This is a genomic window from Cohnella sp. OV330, from assembly GCF_900112065.1.
Lineage (GTDB): Bacteria > Bacillota > Bacilli > Paenibacillales > Paenibacillaceae > Cohnella.
In genome coordinates this window covers 255,390-277,766 of record NZ_FOKE01000013.1, presented here as the reverse complement: position 1 = coordinate 277,766, position 22,377 = coordinate 255,390, and the positions used below count along the sequence as shown (strand labels likewise).

The 22,377-nt window shown below is 61.1% G+C and carries 20 protein-coding genes and 1 riboswitch; of the genes, 15 read left to right on the top strand and 5 right to left on the bottom strand.

The genetic code is table 11. The features are described from left to right. Positions 1-357: 357 nt before the first annotated feature. Positions 358-1,242 (bottom strand): LysR family transcriptional regulator, encoded by an 885-nt coding sequence (locus BM235_RS26840; protein WP_090117314.1) that lies wholly within the window; start codon positions 1,240-1,242, stop codon positions 358-360. A gap of 136 nt (positions 1,243-1,378) precedes the next feature. Here BM235_RS26840 and BM235_RS26835 point away from each other — a divergent pair, with 136 nt between their 5' ends. Continuing rightward, entirely contained in the window at positions 1,379-2,611 is a 1,233-nt protein-coding gene (locus BM235_RS26835) for an MFS transporter (RefSeq protein WP_090117313.1), read from the top strand. Between the two features lie 107 nt (positions 2,612-2,718). Here the strand turns inward: BM235_RS26835 and BM235_RS26830 are convergent, their stop codons facing one another. Next, positions 2,719-3,420 (bottom strand): glycosyltransferase family 2 protein, encoded by a 702-nt coding sequence (locus tag BM235_RS26830; RefSeq protein ID WP_255374620.1) that lies wholly within the window; start codon positions 3,418-3,420, stop codon positions 2,719-2,721. A 160-nt stretch (positions 3,421-3,580) separates the two neighbouring features. Continuing rightward, positions 3,581-3,661: riboswitch (cyclic di-GMP riboswitch) on the top strand. Between the two features lie 129 nt (positions 3,662-3,790). Between BM235_RS26830 and BM235_RS26825 the strand changes: the two genes are divergently transcribed. Next, entirely contained in the window at positions 3,791-6,067 is a 2,277-nt protein-coding gene (locus BM235_RS26825; RefSeq protein ID WP_255374619.1) for a putative bifunctional diguanylate cyclase/phosphodiesterase, read from the top strand. Between the two features lie 137 nt (positions 6,068-6,204). After that, a complete protein-coding gene (locus BM235_RS26820) occupies positions 6,205-7,080 on the top strand; it encodes a hypothetical protein (RefSeq protein ID WP_143106735.1) in 876 nt (291 codons plus the stop codon). Between the two features lie 60 nt (positions 7,081-7,140). Here BM235_RS26820 and BM235_RS32230 read toward each other — a convergent pair whose 3' ends face one another. Beyond that, entirely contained in the window at positions 7,141-7,317 is a 177-nt protein-coding gene (locus BM235_RS32230; RefSeq protein ID WP_158543800.1) for a hypothetical protein, read from the bottom strand. A gap of 86 nt (positions 7,318-7,403) precedes the next feature. Here BM235_RS32230 and BM235_RS26815 point away from each other — a divergent pair, with 86 nt between their 5' ends. The 4 genes from BM235_RS26815 to hmpA all read left to right on the top strand — a co-directional run bounded on the left by BM235_RS26815 (position 7,404) and on the right by hmpA (position 12,294). Then, a complete protein-coding gene (locus BM235_RS26815; protein ID WP_255374618.1) occupies positions 7,404-8,264 on the top strand; it encodes an MFS transporter in 861 nt (286 codons plus the stop codon). 181 nt (positions 8,265-8,445) lie between these two features. Next, on the top strand, positions 8,446-9,480 hold the full coding sequence (locus tag BM235_RS26810; protein ID WP_255374617.1) for an ROK family transcriptional regulator: 1,035 nt from the start codon (positions 8,446-8,448) through the stop codon (positions 9,478-9,480). 15 nt (positions 9,481-9,495) lie between these two features. Beyond that, the gene (locus BM235_RS26805; RefSeq protein WP_090117310.1) at positions 9,496-10,728 is read left to right on the top strand and encodes an MFS transporter; all 1,233 of its coding nucleotides are present in this window, start codon (positions 9,496-9,498) and stop codon (positions 10,726-10,728) included. Between the two features lie 327 nt (positions 10,729-11,055). Next, positions 11,056-12,294: an NO-inducible flavohemoprotein gene (gene hmpA / locus BM235_RS26800; RefSeq protein WP_090117309.1), complete on the top strand. Its 1,239-nt coding sequence runs from the start codon at positions 11,056-11,058 to the stop codon at positions 12,292-12,294. An 18-nt stretch (positions 12,295-12,312) separates the two neighbouring features. Here hmpA and BM235_RS26795 read toward each other — a convergent pair whose 3' ends face one another. Together BM235_RS26795 and BM235_RS26790 are read right to left on the bottom strand one after the other, a co-directional pair. Beyond that, entirely contained in the window at positions 12,313-12,819 is a 507-nt protein-coding gene (locus tag BM235_RS26795) for a Crp/Fnr family transcriptional regulator (protein ID WP_090117308.1), read from the bottom strand. 77 nt (positions 12,820-12,896) lie between these two features. Next, entirely contained in the window at positions 12,897-13,361 is a 465-nt protein-coding gene (locus BM235_RS26790; protein ID WP_090117307.1) for an HPP family protein, read from the bottom strand. A gap of 193 nt (positions 13,362-13,554) precedes the next feature. On the opposite strand from BM235_RS26790, the gene BM235_RS26785 reads away from it, so the two are divergent. The 8 genes from BM235_RS26785 to BM235_RS26750 all read left to right on the top strand — a co-directional run bounded on the left by BM235_RS26785 (position 13,555) and on the right by BM235_RS26750 (position 22,371). Then, complete coding sequence (locus BM235_RS26785; RefSeq protein WP_090117306.1) at positions 13,555-14,079, top strand: pyridoxamine 5'-phosphate oxidase family protein; 525 nt, start codon at positions 13,555-13,557, stop codon at positions 14,077-14,079. Positions 14,080-14,222: 143 nt separating this feature from the next. Further along, positions 14,223-14,990, top strand: a complete 768-nt coding sequence (locus BM235_RS26780; protein ID WP_090117305.1) for a DeoR/GlpR family DNA-binding transcription regulator — start codon at positions 14,223-14,225, stop codon at positions 14,988-14,990. A gap of 177 nt (positions 14,991-15,167) precedes the next feature. Further along, positions 15,168-16,019, top strand: a complete 852-nt coding sequence (locus BM235_RS26775) for a DMT family transporter (protein ID WP_090117304.1) — start codon at positions 15,168-15,170, stop codon at positions 16,017-16,019. A gap of 25 nt (positions 16,020-16,044) precedes the next feature. Next, a complete protein-coding gene (locus tag BM235_RS26770; RefSeq protein WP_090117303.1) occupies positions 16,045-16,866 on the top strand; it encodes an alkaline phosphatase family protein in 822 nt (273 codons plus the stop codon). 94 nt (positions 16,867-16,960) lie between these two features. Next, complete coding sequence (locus tag BM235_RS26765; protein WP_090117335.1) at positions 16,961-17,899, top strand: metallophosphoesterase family protein; 939 nt, start codon at positions 16,961-16,963, stop codon at positions 17,897-17,899. A 58-nt stretch (positions 17,900-17,957) separates the two neighbouring features. Further along, positions 17,958-19,208 carry an MFS transporter gene (locus tag BM235_RS26760; protein ID WP_090117302.1) on the top strand — a complete coding sequence of 417 codons (1,251 nt, stop codon included), beginning with the start codon at positions 17,958-17,960 and terminating at the stop codon, positions 19,206-19,208. Further along, positions 19,183-20,682 (top strand): CehA/McbA family metallohydrolase, encoded by a 1,500-nt coding sequence (locus BM235_RS26755; protein ID WP_090117301.1) that lies wholly within the window; start codon positions 19,183-19,185, stop codon positions 20,680-20,682. Before BM235_RS26760 ends, BM235_RS26755 begins: the two co-directional genes overlap by 26 nt. 24 nt (positions 20,683-20,706) lie before the next feature. Beyond that, positions 20,707-22,371, top strand: coding sequence for a DUF4091 domain-containing protein (locus BM235_RS26750; protein ID WP_369803557.1), 1,665 nt, complete (start codon positions 20,707-20,709; stop codon positions 22,369-22,371). The last annotated feature ends 6 nt before the right edge of the window (positions 22,372-22,377 follow it).

Below are 22,377 nucleotides of genomic sequence, written 5' to 3'. Positions count from 1 at the left end.
TGATAATCTTACTGTACGGCTTGTTCCGATCCGTAAACGCTTGGAGCATGCTTGTCCCTTTCGCCACATCCACTCCGACAACCGGTCTCATGTCATCTCCTCCTACAATCGTAGCCGGCATTCCCACGATGGTTCCAATCCCACAGCTTCGCTTGTGATGCGAGGTCCAAATGCCTCAACCAGCTCAAACATGGTCATTGGGGGTAGTGGGAGAACAGTTTTTGCGACGGGGTAAAACTCCCCAAAAACGCCCTCGTTCTCCCGGCTACCGCCATCTTAAACCGGCCATGTAAAAAGGCCAACCAGAAATTCTGGCTGACCTGATAATACGAAAAACGGAGGCTTGCTCGCCTCCGGTCACAGCTTCCCGAAAAACTGAATCGCGAACTGCCGGAAGTGCACGGCCGCTTCGGACAGGTAATGCTTTCTGTTCCAGGCGATGCCGAACGTCCGCCGGCATACCGGCTCCGCGATTTTCACCTGGACGGTGTCGGGGCTCGAGGCACGGTTGCCGAGCGAGAGCGGCAGGGTGAAGGTGATGCCGAGCCCCATCTCGACGAGCGTCTGGATCGCGCTCACCTCTTCGAGCTCGAAGGCGACATGCGGCTCGAAGCCGGCCTGCCGGCAGAAGCCGTCTGTGATCTCCCGGAAGTTGGACCTCGGCGACAGCGAGATGAAGGGCTCGCCGGCCGCCTCGGCGAGCGCGATGCGCTCCCGCCCGGCGAACCGGTGCCGCTTGGGCACGGTCAGGCACAGCTCCTCCTCCGCCAGGGTCAGCCACTCGATGTCGGGACCTGCGATCGGCGTCGAGGAGACGCAGAAGTCGATGTCGGCGTTCGCCAGCTTCGTCTTCATCTCGAGCACGGAGCCGAGCTGATGCTGAATGATCCGGACATGCGGATGCGCGGTCAGAAAATCCTTGAGCAGCGTCGGCAGCACGTAGGGGAGGGTGACCGAGATCGAGACGACGCCGTGATCGGGCCCCGCCATGTCCGCCAGCTCGCGCTCGCCCTCCTCGAGCTCGAGGAACGCCTGCTCAACGCGCCGAAGGTACGTTTTGCCGAACGCGTTCAGCTTGACCTGCCGTCCCTGGCGCACGAACAGCGGCACGCCGAGCCGCTTCTCGAGCCGCCCGATCGCATTGCTCAGCGAGGGCTGGGACACGTTAAGTTCCTTGGCGGCCTTCGTAATATGTTCAAGTCTCGCCACGGCCAGGAAATACTTGAGCTGCAAAAACTCCACCGCTTCATCGCGCTCCTTATATTACGTTCATGTGATCAATTTATCATAAAATTAGTATTATACATGATGAATCCGCGGGGCTTATAATGTTTGCACACTAGAGAAGCTTTAACAGGAGAATGGAGCGCGTTCCGCTGTGATCAAAGAAAAAATTTGGACGAGGGATTTTGTCGTCGTTTGTTTGAGCAGCTTTTTTATGTTTTTGACGTTTTATATATTGGCTACGGCCTTCCCGCTCTACGTGAAGGACAGCATGCACGGCAATCAGCAGCAGATGGGCCTCGCGATCACGATCTACGTTGTCGGGGGCGTGCTCGGCAGGCCGCTTTCCGGGATGTGGGCAGACCGGTTCGGCAAAAAACGGATGACGGTGATCGGCTTGGCCGTTTTCCTGGCAGCTTGCATCGCTTATTTCGGTGCGAATGGGATGGCGCTGTTTCTCGCGGTGCGTCTGGTACACGGCATGAGCTACGCCGTAGCGTCGACCGCTTCGAGCGCGGCCGCGACGTCGCTCATTCCCCGCTCGCGCCAGGGCGAAGGCGTCGGCTACTTCAGCATGTTCATGAGCATCGCGATGGCGATCGGACCGGCGCTCGGCCTATGGCTGTGGAAGGGCAAAAACGTCGACGTGCTGCTGCTCGCGGTATGCGTCATCGCGGCGTTGTCGCTCGCGTTCGCGATGGGCATGCGGGCGAAGGGGGCCAAGCCGGAGCTGGCAGGACCGACCGCAACTGTCGCGGCGGATGCCGGGCCGAAAAAGGGGCGCCTGCGTTGGAGCGACGTGATCGAGCCGAAGGCGCTGCCGATCTCGATCGTCGGCTTCGTCGTTTCGTTCGCCTACAGCTCGCTTTCCGGCTTTTTCGCGGCCTTTACCGAGGAGATCCATCAGACGCATGTCACGGCGCTGTTTTTTGTCGTTTTCGCGGTGATGATCGTCGCTTCCCGTCCCGTCATCGGGCGGGTGTTCGACCGGTACAAGGAGCATTACCTGTATTATCCCGGTATCGCGTTGTTCGCAATCGGCATGATCGTGCTCGGCCAGGCGCACTCGGCCGTCGCCGTGCTGTTGACCGGCGCCGCGATGGGCATCGGCTACGGGGCGCTGCTGCCCTGCTTCCAGACGTTGGCGATCAAGCTGGCGCCCGAGCACCGGAGAGGGAGCGCCACCGGCACGTTTTTCCTCATGTTCGACTTGGGCTACGGCGTCGGCTCTTACTTTATGGGCATGATCGCCTCCGTCTCGGACTATCGCATGATGTACGCGGGAGCGGGTTCGATCGCGTTGTTGTCGGTGCTGTTCTACGTCTTGCTGCACCACCGCCGGCGCACGGCGCTTCCCGCGCCGGAAGCGAGAGCGAAGACGGCATAATCAATATGCGCCGGTTTGCCGGCAATGAATCAGGCCATCCCGGTAGGGGATGGCCTGACTTGTCGTAGCTGCGCTATATCGCACGACCGTCTCGGTCCCAGCGACGCTCATGCCCTCCGGATCGCATACGAACGGTACCGGTCCGTGACCGCGACGGGCTGGCTGCCCTTCATGTAATAGCGGTCGTTCACCTGCCACGTATGCGTGCTTTTGTCTTTGCGGCGGACGTAGACGTAGTTGTAGGGCGAGGTCGCGTACACCCGGTGCCCTTTTCTCGCGCAGCTTCGCAGGAACCGTACGTCCTCGCCCAGGGAGATGTCGGCGAACCGCGCGTCCTTCAGCACCTTTCGGCGGAACAGGATCGTGCCTCCCTGCACGAAATTCATGAATCGCTGCCGCTCGCCGGGCGAACGGATGATCAGCCGGCGGCTCGCGGCCAGATAGACGAAGCAGGCATGCTTGCCGACGATGGAGCTGCCGGTTCGAAGGAGCGCGCGGACTTGTTCGTTCAGGTAATACGGCGAATAGTAGTCGTCGTGATCGAACTTGGCGATGAGCGGGTACCTGGCGAGGGAGATGCCGCAGTTGAGGCATTGGCCGAGGGAGATCCGCTCCGGTACCCGGTAGACGGATACGTCCGGCAAGCGGGCAGCCTGCCGCCGCAACGCCTTCAGATCGACGCCGTCTTTGTTGACGATCACGATCAATTGTTTGCGCGGATAGCGCTGTCGCGCGTAATTGTCGAGCATGTTGGCGAAAAACGCGGGGCGGTTCGTGCAAGCCACGATGGATACGCCTGGTTTGCTCAAGGCTGCTTCCCCTCCGTTCGTCTTTCATCATCATATGTACAAACGCCGCCTCGGCGTATCGCCATCCGCCTATTGTAATGGTAGCGGAATCTTTTCTTTTATAGGAAAATAGTGCTATGTATTTGGGGCGAAAAATGATAGTATATAACCAATTGAAGAGTCATGTGAAAGGCAAACTCGCCGAAAGGCGAGGACGCAAAGCTACGGGCCTAAGGGAAACTACGGTCGCCGGGCTGCCAAGGAATAGCTGCAGAAGACCGGTTATTTCCGCGGGGAATAGCCTTTTGTTTTATTCGTGATAAACGCGGTTTCACCATGTATTTCCTCGATTGCATCGCTGCACATTCTTTAGTCATCGTGAGGGATTACTATGTTACGTTCTGGACGCTTGCCTGTGTATTTGCTGGCCGGATTCGCTGCAGCCATCGGATATTTGTATGCGATCTACTGGGATAATGTATGGATGCGGGTTCTAGGCTCGAACATCCTGCAGATCGCGGGGGGCGCCATCGGGGCGTACTGGACCTTGAGGGCCGGCCTTCGCCTGACCGGCAAGCGCCGCCGATTTTGGCTGCTGCTCTGCGCAGGTTTGATCCTCAATACGTTGTCGAATTTTCAGCTGCTCTACAAGCAGCTCGCTTCGTCGGCGACCGATTATTCCATCTTTTCCTACATGGTTTGGCTGATCGCGTACGGTTTTTTCCTCGCAGCCCTGTTCTGCAAATACAGGCATATCTACGGGCAATCCGCCCGAGCCGCCTATATTTTCAACATTATCGTCTTCATGGTAACGGCCGTCAGCGCCAGCATCCACTTCGTGATCGATCCGATCATTTCCATCGCCGACGAGACGCCGTTCGTCACGGTGATTTCCGTCGTCTATCCCTTGGCGTCTTTGAGCATCTTCTTGATCACCCTTATCCTTTATTATTGCTTGCTGCAGCAGGGCGCGCTGACCAAATCGATGCTGTACGTTATTTGGGGAATGCTGTCCCAGGTGGCTGGCGATATCGGTTACGCCTATCTTGCGGAACAGCAGGAGCAACACTCGGGCGAGTTCGTGGACGTGCTCTGGGTGCTTGCATTGCTGTTGATCGGTTTAGGCGGCCGTTATGCGGGAGAAGAGCAGACCAACCCGATGCAGGCGGGAGAGCCCGAAGTGCATCATAAGGAATCTGTCTTCCCGTATGCCAGTATCGCCGTCCTCGTCATTCTTTCCTTCCTCAGCAAGCATTGGGATTTCAACTCGCTCAGTCAAGGCTTGCTGCTGCTATTCCTGCTGATCATGGGGCGCCAGCTCCGCATGATGCGCGTCCTGAACAAGCTGATGGGCGAGTACCGCTACTTGGCTTATCACGATCCGCTCACGGGCCTGAAGAACCGAATCCGCTTTCAGCAGGATCTGGAACGAATCATCGGCAAAGCGGGCGTGCGGGCCGGCCTGCTGCTGATCGACCTCGACCGTTTCAAGGTGATCAACGATACGCTCGGTCATCATGCCGGGGACCTCATCCTGGTTCAGACCGCCGAACGGCTGAGACGCTCCGTTGGCGCCCGTTCGCCTCTCTACAGGCTCGGCGGCGACGAATTCGTCGTCATCCTGACCGACGCCGAAAACTCTTGGTGCGCGGCCGCGGCCGACCGGATTTTGGGGGAGTTCCGCGAGCCGTTTCGCTGCGAGGGGATCGAGATCATCGTGACGCCGAGCATCGGCATCAGCATCTACCCGGATAACGGATGCACGAGCAACGACCTGTTGAAATACGCGGATGCGGCGATGTACCTGGCAAAGGAAAGCGGCAAAAACAGCTTCCGGTTCTACGACACGGAGCTGCACGCGATCATGGCCCGCAAAATGAAGCTGGAGCACGAGCTCAGGCGGGCCATCGAGCGCCGTCAGTTCAAGCTTCACTACCAGCCGAAGTTCGAGCTGCGGACGAAGCGGATCATCGGCATGGAGGCGCTGCTTCGCTGGGAGCATCCGGAGCTGGGGATCGTATCCCCCGCGGAGTTCATTCCCGTCGCCGAGGAGTCGGGCCAGATCGTCGCGATCGGCGACTGGGTGCTCGAGCGGGCCTGCGAGCAGAACAAGTCTTGGCAAGACAAGGGCTACCCGCCGCTGTGTATATCGGTCAATGTATCGGTCCGCCAGTTCCAGCACCGCGAGTTCCTCATGTCCGTCCGAAGCGTCCTGCAGCGCACGGGCTTGCCCGCCGCCTATCTGGAGCTCGAGATCACGGAGAGCATCATGCAAAACGTGAAGGAGGGCACAGAGGTGCTGCGCGCGCTCAGACGGATGGGCATCAGCATCTCGATCGACGACTTCGGGACGGGGTATTCGTCGCTGTTCATCATCCCGAAGCTGCCGGTCGATACGATCAAGATCGACAAGTCCTTCATCGACGATATCGACGACCGCGTCCAGCTGTCCATGCTGAAGACGATCATCGACTTGGGGCTAAGCCTCAACCTAGGCGTCGTCGCGGAAGGGATCGAGTCCGAGCATCAACGGCAGGTGCTCGTCGCGCACGGCTGCCCGGTGGGGCAGGGGTATCTCTATTCCAGGCCGGTGAGCCCGGAAGCGTTCGAGGAGATGCTGTCTGCCGCGGGGGAGTCGGGGACAAATACGGAGATATTATCAGGCTAGACTCAAGCTGCGCTTTTAGCTTATGAATAAAAGATGTCTATTTATCGGAGATGAGAGAATTGTTTCGTCCTTTACTGGGACTGCTAGGGTTGACTTTGTTGTTGACGATTTGCGCATGCGCGGGGACAAGTAAAGACGTGAATCCGGGCACTACGGCACCTGGCTATTCAACGATGTCCGCGACAGCAACGCCTGCTGAAACCCGAAAGGAAGAGGAGCCAGATCCAGTCTTATCTCCGGCAACAGCCGAGTCCGCCTTGGACGATTTTCCGGCAAGCGATTCGCAGCCTATTCATATAGACCGAATCACCCTCGACAGCGTTCCCTATGAAATCGCTTATTGGAACGACGGAGAGTTCGATTACACGCGCTTTGCGATAAGAAAAGAAGGCAGAGAGGTTTTTAACAGCTTGCAGCACGGCATTGCTTTCGAAGGAGGCCTTGCCAAGACCGAAGCCGTCTGGATTACCGGCTTAGAGCAAAATGGCCGGCCCACGTTTGTCTTCGACTTGGCGGACGGTAGACCGGATCCCGCTTCGATCGTCGTAGAGGAGCTGGCAGGAGAGTTGGTAGTAACCGTGCAGGATGAAAAGGCCGTATCGTTCCAACGAATGGATGGACAGCAGGGAGAGGTGCTAGTCGGCTTTTCCAGTTACGGCGAATATCCGCTCGCGCCTGCCCTGCAAGGCGTCTACGTCTGGGTGAAGGACCACTATGAACCGAGTTCCGAACTTACGCAAAAGTATTGGGAGGATCAGTTGTCCAACAGGATAAAGGCGTTTGAACAGGAGTCGAACGAGGAAACGCTCAACGATGTCATGAGCGCCTACTTGCTCCTCAATCGACTGCAGGACGGAAAAGACTGGATGCTAAAATATGCCCAATCTACGGAATCTGGCGAAGTACGGGCAACGATCGCCGCGTTTCAAAAGGATTTCATAGACGGAATAACGCCTGAATCGTATTACGATAACTGGATGAAAAACTTGGATAAACTCTCGAGGCCCACGTAACCAAATGAAAAGCGCTCTCCGATTGTCCGGAGGAGCGCTTTTTTTGTTGGCGCAGAACCGTCAGTTCCGTTCCTGGAAAAAGGTCAGTCCGAGCTGTTCGACGATCTCTTCCGGCGACAGCCCGCGAACGTCCCGCTGCGCGGCGTAGGACTCGCTGCCGAGCGCCACGAGCAGCATGTCCGCTCTGAATACGGCGCTCGCTTGCGCGTCGGCGTTGTCCTGCGCGGATCCGTGCATCTCCTCGAACTGCGCGACTAGAATCTCGTGCAGCTGCCCGTACAGCGGAAGGCGTCATCACGGGTTACGGGACGGCCTGCACGACCATGATCGCCACGCAGACGGACAAGGAGCACGCGGGCTACGCCCTCGCGACGCTCTCTACGGCGAGCATCGCCGGATCGCTGCTCGGCCCGACGGTCGGCGACTTCATCGGCGAGAACCTCGGGATGCGCGACGTGTTCTTCTTCACGGGCGCGCTGTTGCTCGTCGCCTTCGTCGCGACCGCGCTGTTCGTGCGGGAATCGTTCGAGCGCGGGGACAAGAAGCAGGTGCTGCGATTCCGGGAGATCTGGGACGCCGTCCCGGAAAAAAGCCTCACGCTCGTCCTGTTCGCGACGTTTTTCGTGCTGACGGTCGCCCTGTACTCGGTGGAGCCGGTCCTCACCGTCTATATCACGCATCTGTCCGGCGGCGCAGGCCATGTCGCGCTGATCGCGGGCATTACGTTCTCGGCGTCGGGCCTCGCCAACATCTTCGCCGCCCCGCGGCTCGGCAAGCTGTCCGACCGGATCGGCGCGCACAAGGTCATGCTGGCATCGATCGCCGTAGCGGGCTTGCTGTTTATTCCCCAAGCGTTCGTGACCGCCCCTTGGCAGCTCATGATCCTGCGTTTTCTGCTCGGACTGACGTCCGCCGGACTCACGCCGGCGGTCAATATCTTGCTCAAAAAGATCACGCCGCAGCAGATCACGGGCAGGGTGTTCGGATTTTCCATGTCCGCGGGATATCTCGGCGTGTTCGCCGGCTCCGTGCTTGGCGGCCAGGTCGCGGCATGGTTCGGCCTCCGGTACGTGTTCGGCTTAACCGGCGCGCTGCTGCTCGTCAACGCCGTATGGGTGTACGCGAAGGTGTACCGGAAGCTGGCGGCCCAGCCAAGCGACGCGGCGGTCGTTGCGGCGAAATAAGGATGCAGCCTATCGCTATCGAGCCTCGCGGCGGCGTTGCTCCGGAATAGATGTCCGCACAGTGAGGGGGCCAGCCCCCTCTTTTTTTTGTGCTGTTCAAAGCGTGCCGCATCTGTTAAACTTGCGACAACTACTTATTAAATTGTTTTAATAAGTCGAAGCAGCGAAAGGCGGTAACCCCTTGAAGGAACGAATCGCGACGCCTAAGGATCGCAGCAGATTGATCTACAGCGGCATACGCGCCGCGCTGCTCACGCACGGCAGCATGACCAAAGTCGAACTCAGCCGCATGCTGGGCATCAGTTTCCCGACGATCAGCAAGTTTCTGTCCGACATGGAGAGCGAAGGGGAGTTGGTCACTGCGGGGCTCGACGAGTCGAGCGGCGGACGGCGGGCGCAGCGGTATGCGTACAATCCGGATCATATGCTCGGGCTCGCTCTGTTTCTGGAAAAGAACGAGACCCATTATTCGATCTTCAATTGCTTGGGCGAAGCCAAGGAACAGGGATCGACCTCAAGCCTGCTGGAAGGCGACGCAGAGAAGCTGGCGGCGTATATCGCGGAGATCCTCGCCCGACAGCCCAGGATCCGCGCCGTGGCCGTCGGCATCCCCGGATCGGTCAACAACGGACGCATTATTTTTATTCCGTGCTACGAGGCGTACCATGACTTCGATCTGCAAGGATACCTGGAGACGCGGTTCAGGATCCCGGTCGTCATTGAAAACGATATGAACGCCGCCGTCCTGGGCTTCAACGAAAAGAAGAGCGAGCACGTCAATCCGTCGATCGTGTACCTGTACTTCGGCCAGAACGGCCCGGGCGCCGGCATCCTCGTGAACGGGGACATCGTGCGAGGAAGCACCTTTTTCGCCGGAGAGGTGTCCTTCCTGCCCCAATACGAAGACCGCAACTTCACCCAGGCGCTGGATCGCGCCCATGCGTCCCCGCCGGGCCGGATGAACGAAAGGGAGTTGGACGCCGTTAGCCGGATGGTCGCATCCTGCACGGCGATTTTGAATCCGCATACGATCGTGTTTTGCCGGGACGAGGTGAGCGAGACGCTGCTGGACCGGATCGCGGAGCGAAGCGCCGCCTACGTGCCTCCGGCGCATCTGCCTCGCCTGACCGCGAGCGACTGGCGGCAGGATTACCTGGACGGTCTGCGGAGCCTGGGGCTTCATCGGATGATCTCGGGCGCGAGCATACAGGAATAAAGGAGCAAGCAAACGATGGCAACTTTCTTTTTATTGATTATTTATCTGGCGTTTATCAGCCTTGGCTTGCCCGATTCGCTGCTGGGCGCCTCCTGGCCGGTGATGCACGCCGACATGGACGCGCCGCTCGGGACCGCGGGCGTTCTCTATATGATCGTCGCCGCGGGCACGATCGTGTCCAGCCTGGCGAGCGGAGCCGTGCTCAAGCGGTTCGGCACGGGAAAAGTCGCGGCGGTCAGCTGCGTCATGACCGCGGGCGCGCTGCTCGGCTTTTCGCAGTCGCCCTCGCTCATCTGGCTCATGCTCTTCGCCATTCCGCTCGGACTGGGCGGCGGCTCCGTGGATGCCGGGCTCAACAACTACGTGGCCGAGCATTACGAAGCCCGGCACATGAGCTGGCTGCACTGCTTCTGGGGCGTCGGCGCCACGCTCGGGCCCATGATCATGGCGAGCTATATCGGGGGAACGGGTACCTGGAGAGACGGGTACCTCGCCGTAGCGGGGATTCAGTTCGTGCTCGTCGTCATTTTGTTCGCAACGCTGCCCTTGTGGGACCGCGTCGCGCGGAGCCGCGAGAGCGCGACCGCCCGCCAGGCGCAGGAGGAGGCAGTCCTGCCGGAAGGCGACGCCGATACCCGGCCGATCAAGCCCCTGCAGGTCAAGGGCGTCAAGCTGGCGCTCGTCTCCTTTTTGTTCTACTGCGGCGTCGAGTCGACCGCGGGCCTGTGGGGCAGCAGCTATCTCGTCGGCGTCAAAGGGCTGTCCGCCGCGACCGCCGCGCAGTGGGTGTCGATGTACTATATGGGCATCACGATCGGCCGGCTGATCACGGGCTTCATTACCATCAAGGTCGGCAACCGTACGCTCATCCGCTGCGGACAGGCGACGGCGCTGGCCGGCGCCGCGCTGCTCGTCCTGCCGCTGCCGGCGGGCTTCTCGTTTGCGGGCTTGATGATCGTCGGGCTGGGCCTCGCCCCGATCTACCCGTGCATGCTGCACGAGACGCCGGTCCGATTCGGCAAGCGGCACGCCCCGTCCATCATGGGCTACCAGATGGCCGTCGCTTATACCGGCAGCACGCTGATGCCGCCGTTGCTCGGCTTTCTCGCCTCGCATTCGACCATCGGCATCTTCCCGTCCTATCTCGCACTTTCGGCCGCCGCGATGCTTTTATTTTCAGAACGATTGAATGTCTACCTGAAAAAGCCCAATCCATCTAAAAGTAAATCGTCTGTCCCTTACATGTGAAGATCTATGACCATCTATCGCGCAAGAGTACACGATTGAGATCACCGCCGCCGCATCGTTCCACCTATCGCGCAAAAGTGCAGGATTATCGCTTAGAACACACTGGATCTCGCCCAAAGAGGTGAGCTACCGTGCGCTTTTGCGCGATAGATCGCAATAACCCGCCATACTGGCTTTGGATGATGTATTTTTGCATGATCGTCCTGGGCAGTCTCCGCGCTTCTTCACACATCCTTGCGATTTGGTGTGATCGAGATCACACAGGCGAGGCCTCCCGCTTTTATATACTTGGTTCATCCTAAGTCCATGAAAGCGAGGAGAACGGATATGCTTAGTTCCCGCACGATAGAGATCATCAAATCCACGGTGCCCGTGCTCGAGCAGCACGGCACGACGATCACGAAGCGCTTCTACCAGACGATGTTCGCGGCGCACCCGGAGCTGCTGAACCTGTTCAACCATGCGAACCAGAGCCAGGGCAGGCAGCAAGCGGCGCTCGCCAACGTCGTATACGCCGCGGCGCTGCATATCGACAAGCTGGAGTCGATCCTGCCGGTCGTGAAGCAGATCGCGCACAAGCACCGCAGCCTCGGCGTGACGGCCGATCAGTACCCGATCGTCGGCAAGTACCTGCTGGGCGCGATCAAGGACGTGCTCGGCGACGCGGCGACGGACGACATCCTGGGGGCCTGGGCGGAGGCGTACGGCATCATCGCGAACGTCTTCATCCAAGTCGAAGAAGGCATGTACGAGCAGGCGGAAAAGCAGGACGGCGGCTGGGCGGGATTCAGAGCGTTCCGCGTCGCGCGCAAGGTGGCGGAGAGCGATGTCGTCACGTCCTTCTACCTGGTGCCGGCGGACGGCGGGGCGCTGGCTTCGTTCGAGCCCGGGCAGTATATCAGCGTGCGGCTGGACATTCCGGGCGAATCGAACACGCATATCCGCCAGTACAGCCTGTCGGATGCGCCGGGCAAGCCGTATTACCGGATCTCCGTGAAACGGGAGGACGCGCTCCCCGGCAAGCCGGCCGGCAAAGTGTCGTCATACCTGCACGCGCAGGTTGGAGAAGGCGACGTATTGCATCTGTCCGCGCCGGCGGGCGAGTTCGTTCTGGATCGGGCGGACACCCGGCCGCTCGTGCTCATCAGCGGCGGCGTGGGGCTGACGCCGATGGTCAGCATGCTGAAAGCCGCAGCGGAGGCCCAACCCGGCCGCGAGATCGCGTTCATTCATGCGGCGCGGAGCGGAGACGCGCATGCGCTGCGTCAGGAAGCGGAGGAGGTCGCGGCGAGCAGCCCGCATGTATCCGCGCACTGGTGCTATAGCCGTCCGTCGGCTTCGGACCGGAAGACGGAGGCTTTTCACAAGGAAGGTTACGTCGATCTGTCCTGGCTGCAGCAAGTCGTTCCGACGACGGAAGCGAGCTTCTACTTCTGCGGGCCGACGCCGTTCATGAAGACGGTGTTTGCCGCGCTGCGGTCGTGGGGAATCGCGGAGGAGCGGATTCGCTTCGAATTTTTCGGACCGTCCGGCAGCTTGCAGGAGGCGGAGACGGCTCAAGCTTGATCCGGGATTGCGGCGAGATCACGGCAGCGGCTGCCGTTTGCGCAGCAGCCGGTTGACCGTCTCGCGGCGCAGCCCGACGAACTGACCGATCTCTTCCTGCGTCAGCACGTCGGCGAGCGGCGCCGGACCGATATAAGTCTCGAACCAGGCGGCGAGCTTTCTGAGCTTTTCCGCGGGAGACGTCTCCGTCAATTGGTCGAACCGCTGCTGCAGCAGACTCAATCTGTCCTGCAACAGCAGCGCCACGTCCCGATAGCGTACGGGGTCCTGCGCCAATTCCTCATACCACTCCGCGGCCGGCAGCACGTCGATTTCGCTGGCGGTGAGCGCGACGGCCGTGCCGAAGTACGGCTTGGGGCTGATGAGCGAGTGATGGGGGATCGTCTCCCCGGGCACGATGATATTGACCAGATACTGCGAGCCATCCGGATGGAGGCGCACGATCTTGAGCAGGCCGCTTTTCAGATGGTACAGGGGCCCCGATTCTCCTTGCCGGAATAATATCTCGCCTTTATGCAAAATCAAGGATGACGCCTCCGCTCTCGGGGGATATAAAAAAGCGAATGCGCCGCGGTAAAAGGGCGATTCGCTTTTTTTGGCCGTTAACCGGACTCTGCCTGGCTGGCGCTCCGGGTCTGCACGGAGATGATGCGTTCGACGTGATGGGCGATCCACAGCGTGAGCACCAGCCCGATCAGGGAGACGCAGACGGACGCCGGAATGACCCAGATAAAGGACGTATGCACGAAAAACGGAATGAGCGACACGGCGAGAATCGGCGGTGCATTCCATTTAAACCGGTTGATCAAGTAGATGACGATGAGCATATTGACCAACAAGGAGACCGCGCCCGGGTACACGTAGGATAACGTCGTGCCGATCAAGACGGAGACGACGGCGCCGAAGGCGACCTTGCCTAGTTTGCCCGGAGAAAAAGGATGCGCGATAAAAAGAAGGCTAAACGCGCCGAGCGTCGGGAAAAATAAAGCGTGCATCGCGGGCACGCGCGACGAAAGCCAATAAATGCCGACGATATATAAGCAAATTGCGACAGCCTTAAAATTCAAAACGGTTCAACCTCTTCCTTTGTTCATACCTGATCTACTCCATGGACTTACCGAAGAATTATTTTACGCCTCATCCTTTCCGTGCGTCAATGCTTTACAGAAGATGGTTGGCCCATTGGTTGAAGGGGCGGCGATTCGGTTTAAATATACGGAGAGCGCAAAAAAGGCCCAATCCAAACGATGAGGTGAGGACATGCCAAATATGCATACGGCCAGCCAGGAAGCGATCGACAAGGTGAGGGACCTGATCAAGGGAATCGATACCGCCATGCTCACGACGGTGACGCCCGAAGGTCTCGTATCTCGGCCGCTCAAGACGCAAGAAGTGGAGTTTGACGGAGATCTGTGGTTTTTGACGTCCAAGGATACGGACAAATACGAGGAGCTCCTGGAGGATCCGCGCGTAAACGTCGCTTACGTGGGCAAATCGTACGTGTCCGTGCGCGGCGAGGCCGAGCTGGTGAACGATCCGGCCAAGATTCGCGAGTTCTGGAGCGTCGCCTACGAGAAGCTGCTCGACACGACGTACGACGATCCGAACCTGGTCCTGATCAAGGTCAGGGCGGAGACGGCCGAATATTGGGAAACGGGCAGCAAAATGAAGATGGTCGCGCACCTGTTCCAGCGGCTGACCGGTCACGATAGGCCGGATTCGGATCTGAACAAGACCGTGGATTTGCACGGATCGGACGACGACGGGGCTGTCCCGAAGCCATAGGGCGTTTAAAAGAGCCGTCGCTTCGGGACGGCTCTTTTTTATAGATACGGGTGCAGGGATTCGTGTAGAATGGGGGTGGTGGCTTCACTTCGGCAGGTCGGCATACGATCATGCGGAAGAAAAGCCGAAAGGAGAGGGATCGGTTGTTCGCGCAACAGAGACACCAAGCCATCGTGGACAAGCTGGCTCGCGACCGGTCGGTCCGCGCTTCCGAATTAATGGACCTGTTCGGCGTGTCTTTCGAGACGGTCCGGCGCGATCTGGAGTATCTCGAGAACGAGGGCTGCCTGCGGCGCGTTCATGGGGGAGCGATCGCGAAGGAGCTGGATTACAGCGCGGAGATCCCGCTGCCGATCCGGGAATCGATCTACCAAGAGGAGAAGACGGAGCTTGCGCTTATCGCGGCCCGCTACGTGTCCGAGGGCATGTCGGTCGCCCTCGACGCCAGCACGACCAACCTGACCTTGGCGAAGGTGCTCAAGGCCAAGTTCAAGCGGCTGACGGTGCTGACCAATTCGCTGCCTATCGTTCAGGAGCTCATCGCGGTACCCGACTATACGCTCGTGCTGATCGGCGGCGTCATCCGCCAGCAGGAGCAGAGCATCGTCGGCGATCTCGCCGAAGAGTTCGCGGCGCGGTTCCACGCGGATCTGTTCTTCATGAGCTTGAGCGGCGTGACGCTGGCCGAAGGGATAACGGACAACGGCATGGGCGAGGTGCAGGTGAAGAAGATTATGTTCGCCAACGCCAAGCGGACGATCGCGCTGGGAGACAGCAGCAAGTTCGGCCAGCTCTCCCTGATCAAGGTGTGCGCCTGCTCGGAGGTCGAGCGATTCGTGACCGATTCGAGGATCGACCGGGAATTGGCGGAGCAGTTCAGGCAGAGCGGGCTTGAATTGATTTACGAATAACAATCGCATATGCCAATCGGCAGATCCGTAAGATCGCGCAGCGCGGTCTTTTTTTCTTTGTCTTTTTCTGAATCATGGTGTGATATCCCACGCATTTATTTGTTTTTATATTTAAATGTGTGTGTTTGTGTGTTAATATGTGTGGAAATGCAAGCAAGGAGGAGATGACGTCCAACGATGACGATTGCCTTGATATTTGTGTTGTGCTCCGGACTCGCCCACGCCCTCTGGAATCTGTTCGCCAAGCAAAGCGAGGATAAATCGGTCTTCCTGTGGGCGATCTACGCGCCGGCGACGGTCCTTCTGTTGCCGGTGCTGTTCGCAGAGCTGGCGCACGAGCGATACGCCGCTGGCGAGTGGTTGCTGCTCGGCGCGTCTCTGGGCATGCAGGCTCTATATGCAGCGCTGCTGTCCTTGACTTACAGGATGGGGGATCTGTCGCAAGTGTATCCGCTGATGAGAGGAATGCCTACGCTGCTCGTCCCGCTCGCGGGCGCGCTGCTGCTGGGCGAGCGCATGCCGCCGTGGGGATGGCTCGGTATCGGATGCATGCTCGTCGGATTCGTGGTCATGATCGGACGCTCTCAGGGGGGCGACGCGGACAAGGAATCCCGGAAGCCGATCGCGCTGGCGGTGTGCGTAGGCCTATGCATCGCCTCGTACACGCTGATCGACAAGGTCAACTTGCAGCATATCTCTCCGCTGGCGTTGTTGGAGGTGACCAATATCGGATTCATGCTGGGCCTGACGCCTGCCGCTTGCAAGCGCGGACGCCTTCGCCGCACCATCGGGAACCATTGGCGAACGATGGGGCTCGGGGCGGTGCTCTCTCCGGGCTCCTATCTGCTGTTTCTGCTGGCTGCGGGCCAAGCCGACGTGTCGGCCATCTCCCCGGTACGCGAGGTCGGCATCGTATTCGGCACGCTGTTCGGCCTGTTCATTCTGAAGGAGCGGCAAGGCGTTCGCCGCGTGACGGCTTCCGCAGCGGTGGCTGCCGGGATCGTCCTGGTCGCTTCATCCGCGCACTGATCGTAAACGACGAGGAGGAATAACGATGGAGAAGATCAATCGAGCGATCGTAATCGGATGGGACGGCGCAGGGACTTTCGTACAGGATGCGCATACGCCGAACCTGGATCGCTACGTATCGAAGGGAACGTTCACGTTCGGGGCGCGGACCGAGTCGCCGTCGATCAGCGCGGAGTGCTGGGGATCGCTCATGCATGGCGTGTCTCCCGCCAAGCACGGCTTGACCAACGAGAAGGCGGACAAGGAGACGTATCCGGCCGATTCTCCGTATCCATCGATCTTCCGGGTCGCGCGGGAGGCTTGGCCCGAGGCGAAGCTGGCGGCGTTCAGCGCTTGGCGGCCGATCAACTCGGGCATCGTCGAGGACGCGCTTGGCGTGCACAAAGTCTCGATGGACGACGCCGAGCTTGCTTTAGCAGCCGCGGCGTACATCCGGGATAATCCGGACCTGAAGCTGCTCTATATCGAGCTCGATCTGCCGGATGCAGCCGGGCACAAGCACGGCTACCGTACGCCCGGCCAGATCGCGGCGATCGAGGAGACCGACGCGAACACGGGCGTCATCCTGCGCGCGATCGAGGAAGCGGGGCTGCTCGGCGACAGCCTGCTCCTATTCGTCACCGACCACGGCGGCGGAGGCGAGGACAAGTACGGCCACGGCAGCGATCATCCGATGGACAAGACGATCTACTGGGGCTGCGTCGGTCCCGGCATCGCCGCAGGCGCCGAGCTTCGGTCGGACGTCTCGATCAAGGACACGGCGGCCGTCGTCGTTCGCGCGCTCGGGCTCGAAGCGCCTGCGGCATGGGAAGCGAAGCTGCCGCAAGGATTGTTTGCGCCGCGATGACTGTGCCTCCGATCTTGGCCGGATGCGCGATTGGGCCTTCGGCGACGGCACGGACGGGGACGAAAATCAGGAAGCTATGCAGGGGGAAAGCCAAGTGAAGAGCCGATTGCGCTTTAGAGAAGACGGAACCTTTAAGATCGTGCAATTTACCGATGTGCATTGGCAAAACGGGGAGGCCGACGACAAGCGGACAGAAGCGCTCATGCGCCTCGTCCTTCAAGAGGAAACGCCGGATCTGATCGTCTTCACGGGAGATATCGTATACAGCGAGCATTGCGAAGATCCCAGGCGGTCCCTGCGACAGGCAGTTGTGGCCGCGGAAGAGAGCGGCATCCCCTGGGCGGCCGTGCTCGGCAATCACGATGCCGAGGCGAAGGTGACGCGGGCGCAGATGCTGGACGCGCTCCTGGCGCATGACCATTGCCTGGCGCGCCATACGCCGGGCATCAGCGGGTTCGGCAATTATGCCCTGACAGTAGCGGGCGCGGACGGGGCCGACGCTGCGGCGCTTTATTTCCTGGACAGCGGGGATTACTCCCCGCTCCCCCAAGTCGAGGGCTATGGCTGGATTCGCAAGGATCAGATCGACTGGTACGCGGCCGAATCCCGCAAGCTCGCGGCGCTGAACGGCGGAAGCCCGCTGCCGGCGCTCGCCTTCTTCCACATCCCGCTGCCGGAGTACGCAACCGCGTGGGAACGCAGCGTCTGTTACGGGAGCAAGCACGAGGGCGTATGCAGTCCGCAGCTCAATTCGGGGTTTTTCGCGGCGATGGCGGAGATGGGGGATGTCATGGGCACGTTCGTCGGCCACGACCATATCAACGACTACTGGGGAGAGCTGCACGGCATTCGCCTCGCCTATGGCCGCGCCACCGGTTATCATACGTACGGCAAGGAAGGATTCCCACGCGGGGCGCGGGTCATTCGGATGACCCGGGGCGCGCGCGGCTTCGAGTCGTGGCTCCGCCTTGACGACGGCAGCGTGGACATGCAGCAGGCCGAGCACCGGCCCGATCGCCCGGAAGCGCGATGATGCTGCCGGGCGGGATGCCGCCGCCAGTCGGGATGCCGCCGCACCGAGAGCGCGGCGCATGAATTTCTTGGGCAAGCACGAGGGCGAGCGGACGACCGCAGCGGTCGGGCTCGTGACCGCAGCCGCTCTGCTGGGCGACTCGATGGTCTATATGGTGCTCCCCGTCTATTGGCGAGAGGCGGGGCTCGATTCGCTGTGGCAAGTCGGCGCGCTGCTGGCCGTAAACCGCTTCGTCCGGCTGCCGCTTAACCCGCTGATCGGCTGGCTATACAGGCATATGCCGCTCAGGATGGGACTGCAAGTCGCCGTGCTGCTCGGCGCCGCCACGACGATCGGATACGGCGTCGGCCGCGGGTTCGCCGTTTGGCTCTTACTCCGCGCCGTCTGGGGCGTAGCCTGGTCGCTGCTGCGGATCGGCGGCTACCTGACGGTCATCGAAATCGCGCATGCCTCGAACCGCGGCCGGCTGATGGGGAGATACAACGGCGTCTGGCGGCTCGGCAGCTTGGCCGGCGTCCTGGCCGGCGGTCTGCTCGTCCCGCAGATCGGTCTGCAGCCTGTCGGGATTGCGTTCGGCGTGCTGGCGCTGCTCGGTCTCCCGCTTGTGACGGTTGCGGTTCGGGCGAAGGCGAGCGCGGATGCGCGGACCGGCCGTCGTCATTCGGAGAGCCATAAGGAGGGACCGTTATGGACGGCGCCGGTGACGAAGATCGTGCTCTGCGGACTCGTCGTCGCGTTGGTGCAAGCCGTCTTCGGGGCGACGCTGACATATGTCATCGACGAGAACTACGCGTCGGCCGCTTCGTTCGCGGGGCTCGCGGCCGGGAGCACGGCGATCGGCGGGGCGCTCACCGCCCTCCGGTGCGCATGGGAGCCGTTCTTGGCTAGCTGGATCGGACGCCGTACGGACGAACGGGGCGGCAGGCTGCCTTGGCTCCTGCTGTCGCTCATCGGCGCGTCGGCCGCTTACGCGTTCATCCCATGGGAGCTGCCGCTCGTCTGCTGGGTGGCTGCCGTCCTCCTCGCGATGGCGACCGCCACGACGCTCGGCACGATTATGGACGCGATGGCGGCGGACGCGGTCCGGACAGGGTCCGCCGCCAAAGTAATGACGGCGTACTCGGTGTCGACTGACTTGGGAGCGGCGATCGGTCCCGTCGTCGTCTTCGGCGCGGTCGGCGCGGAGTACGGGCTGCAGGCCGCTTATATCATTTGCGCGATGCTGTTCGTTGGGGTCGGCATGGCGTACGGAAAACCATTCATGAAGCGGAGGAGAGCGGCAGATGGAGTCCAATCGGATCGTTTTTGACCCGGCTCCGGAACGGGCCTCGTTACGCGTCGAGGAGCGCGCGGAGTGGCTTGTTTTCTCATTTGAATTCGACCGCCGCGAGAGCTGGATTTTTATGAACGTCTGGGATTCGGAGGGCCGCATCCGGTTCTCTTATCTCGACGTCAACCGCGTCGGTGAAGTGACCGTTCATCGGGACTCGCTGCTTACGAGCGAACTGGCCATCCCCGGCGATATTCCGCCGGGGGAGTGGCAGATCGAATTCGTGCGGGGCAAGCCCAAGACCGTCGCCCTGACCTGGAGGACGGGCAGCGGGGCTTTGCCTGCCGCGGCCGAAGGACAGCCTGGGGAGGAATGGGACGTCTGGTCCGACGGACATACGGCCGGCGGCGGCGAAGGCGGCGCGTACACGCTGAACCGGTACGACTGGACCGATAGTCGCGAAGGAGGGCGCCGCTGGTACAGGGGAGACTTCCACGCGCACACGGTGCTGTCGGACGGCGAGATGACGGCGGGACAGCTGACCGGGCAGGCAGCGGTCCGCGGCCTGGATTTCTTCGCGATTACCGATCATAATATCATGCAGCATCGCTGGCCGAAGAGCGCCGTGCGCGTCATCCCGGGCATCGAGATCACCTCGTTCGGCCGGGGCGACTGGAACGCGATCGGCCTGGACCGCTGGCCGGATTGGCGGCATGCGTCGCGGGACGGCGGGATCGGCACGCAGGAAGGCATGGACAGGCTCATGGCCGAAGCGGGGAGGCGGGGGGCGCTGCGTTCGCTCAATCATCCGCTGACCGTCCCATGGGCTTGGATGTTCGCGGATACGCCGCTCTCCGAGCTGGACGCGCTCGAAATCGTCAATACGCCGGCAGACGGCGAAAACACCGAGAAGATGCTCATCGTCTGGAGCGCCGCCTGGAACGAAGGCGTCCGGCTCGCCGGGCTGGGCGGATCGGACGTGCACGGCGCGCCGAAGGGAGGCGAAGCGGATGCGCCGCATCGGGAAGAAATCGGCATGCCGGCTACCTACGTCGAAGCGGAGACGCTGTCGGCGGCGGCGATCGTGGACGCGGCGCGAGCCGGGCGGGCCTACGTATCGCTCGGACCCGTGCTCGGAATCGAAGTAACCGCGGGAGGGCGCAGGCTGCCGTTGGGTGCCGATACGACGGAGGCGGTGGACGAATCGGCCGACGGGAAGGTTCGCGTCCGGCTGGCGGCGAGCGGCCTGGACGCGGGTTCGGTGAACGTCATCGAGAACGGCGGCCTACAGGCGTCGCTCCCGATCGAAGCGCGGGATCAGACGTTCGAGATCGCGCTCGACTGGAGAGGCGAAGCCTACCGGTGGGCGCGCTTCGAGATCCGGGATCCGGACGGCGCGCTGCAGGCATTCACGAACCCCGTGTTCTACGGCAATCGCGACGCCGGCGTACGGACATGGCAGCAGTTGCTGGCGCGTGCCGGCTTCGAGATGCCGGTGAACGCACGGCCTTAAACAGAACGAAAGGCGGTTTAACGCATGATGAGTGACTATTCGCTTCAAACCCGATGCTTGAGCTCGTTGTCGAAGGTGTTCGCGGACGAAGAGCTCCGGGACGCCCGCGTCGGCCGGGCGTCCGCGCTACGCAACGAACGTTTTTCCTACCAGGTGGCGTACCGTTCGGAGGCGCTGCTTAAGCCGTTGTCGGCCGGCATTATCTCCGATTTGGCGCCGCGCATTTCCGTCCGGGCCGTCGGGCTCGTCCCTTCGGAGCTGCCTTGCCGCGAGGACCACGACGATGACGTGCTGCGGACGACGCCGGGGCTGTATCCCGACCCGTTATACCCTCCGCGCGACGGGATCGGCTTCGCCGCGCTGCCGGGTCAATGGCGTTCGCTCTGGGTGACGGTCGATCTCGACGAGTCGGTCGATCCGGGCACGTACCCGATCGAGATTCGCCTCATGCAAGAGAATGGCGAAGTCGCGGGAGCCGAGACGTTCGAGCTAGAGGTCATCGCGACGGCGCTGCCGCCTCAACGACTTATCCATACCGAATGGTTCCACGTCGATTGTATCGCTGCCTACTACCGGGAGGACGTCTGGAGCGAGAGACTGTGGGAGCTGCTCGGCCAGTATATCCGGACCGCCGTCCGGAACGGAATGAACATGCTGCTGACCCCGCTGTTCACGCCTCCGCTCGACACCGAGATCGGCGGCGAACGGACGACGGTACAGCTGGTCGACGTCGAGCGGATCGGGGACGGCTACCGATTCGGCTTCGACAAGCTGCAGCGCTGGGTGGAGCTGTGCCTCTCGAACGGCGTCGAGTACTTCGAATTTTCCCATCTGTTCACGCAATGGGGGGCGAAGCACGCGCCCAAGATCATGGGTACGGAAAACGGCGCGTACAAGCGGCTGTTCGGCTGGGAGACGGACGCGGGCGGGGCGGCGTACCGCAGCTTCCTGGACGCGTTCCTTCCCGAGCTGGTCGCCTTCCTCGAGCGCGGCGGATTGAAGGATCGCAGCTACTTCCACGTCTCCGACGAGCCGGCCATGGAGGCGCTGGAAGACTACCGGACGGCGAGCGGGATTATTCGCGGCCATCTGGCGGGCTTCCCGGTCATCGACGCGCTGTCGGATTATGACTTCTACGCGACGGGCTCGGTCGACATCCCGATTCCGGCGAGCGATCACGTGAAGCCGTTCATCGAGCGGGGCGTCGAGCCGCTATGGACCTACTACTGCGTCTCGCAGAACAAGAAGGTGGCGAACCGGTTTTTCCACATGCCGTCCTACCGCAACCGCATTCTCGGCATCCAGCTCTATAAATTCAACGCGGCCGGCTTCCTGCATTGGGGCTATAACTTCTGGAATTCGCAGTTTTCCCTGTACCCGATCGACCCGTACAAGGTGACGGATGCAGGATGTGCCTTCCCGTCCGGCGACGCGTTCGTCGTCTATCCCGGCGAGGACGGGCCCGTCGAATCGCTCCGTCTTGTCGTGCTGCACGAAGCCCTGCAGGATCTCAGGGCGCTGCGGCTGCTGGAGTCGATGATCGGCAAGGAAGAGACGCTGCGGCTGGTCGAGGAAGGCTTGACGCAGGCGATCACGTTCGAGGACTACCCAAGGGACGCGGATTGGCTGCGGTCGCTGCGGGAGCGGGTCAACGAGCGGATCAAGTCGAGCGTGTCCGGGAGAGCGTAGGCGGGG

Bases quoted from the DNA above. Each gene is read 5' to 3' on its own strand.
- BM235_RS26825 (WP_255374619.1), top strand. From the start codon at position 3,791: ATGTTACGTTCTGGACGCTTGCCTGTGTATTTGCTGGCCGGATTCGCT.
- BM235_RS32230 (WP_158543800.1), bottom strand. From the start codon at position 7,317: ATGCACGGATCCGCGCAGGACAACGCCGACGCGCAAGCGAGCGCCGTA.
- BM235_RS26815 (WP_255374618.1), top strand. From the start codon at position 7,404: ATGATCGCCACGCAGACGGACAAGGAGCACGCGGGCTACGCCCTCGCG.
- BM235_RS26805 (WP_090117310.1), top strand. From the start codon at position 9,496: ATGGCAACTTTCTTTTTATTGATTATTTATCTGGCGTTTATCAGCCTT.
- hmpA (WP_090117309.1), top strand. From the start codon at position 11,056: ATGCTTAGTTCCCGCACGATAGAGATCATCAAATCCACGGTGCCCGTG.
- BM235_RS26785 (WP_090117306.1), top strand. From the start codon at position 13,555: ATGCCAAATATGCATACGGCCAGCCAGGAAGCGATCGACAAGGTGAGG.
- BM235_RS26775 (WP_090117304.1), top strand. From the start codon at position 15,168: ATGACGATTGCCTTGATATTTGTGTTGTGCTCCGGACTCGCCCACGCC.
- BM235_RS26770 (WP_090117303.1), top strand. From the start codon at position 16,045: ATGGAGAAGATCAATCGAGCGATCGTAATCGGATGGGACGGCGCAGGG.
- BM235_RS26760 (WP_090117302.1), top strand. From the start codon at position 17,958: ATGAATTTCTTGGGCAAGCACGAGGGCGAGCGGACGACCGCAGCGGTC.
- BM235_RS26755 (WP_090117301.1), top strand. From the start codon at position 19,183: ATGGAGTCCAATCGGATCGTTTTTGACCCGGCTCCGGAACGGGCCTCG.
- BM235_RS26750 (WP_369803557.1), top strand. From the start codon at position 20,707: ATGATGAGTGACTATTCGCTTCAAACCCGATGCTTGAGCTCGTTGTCG.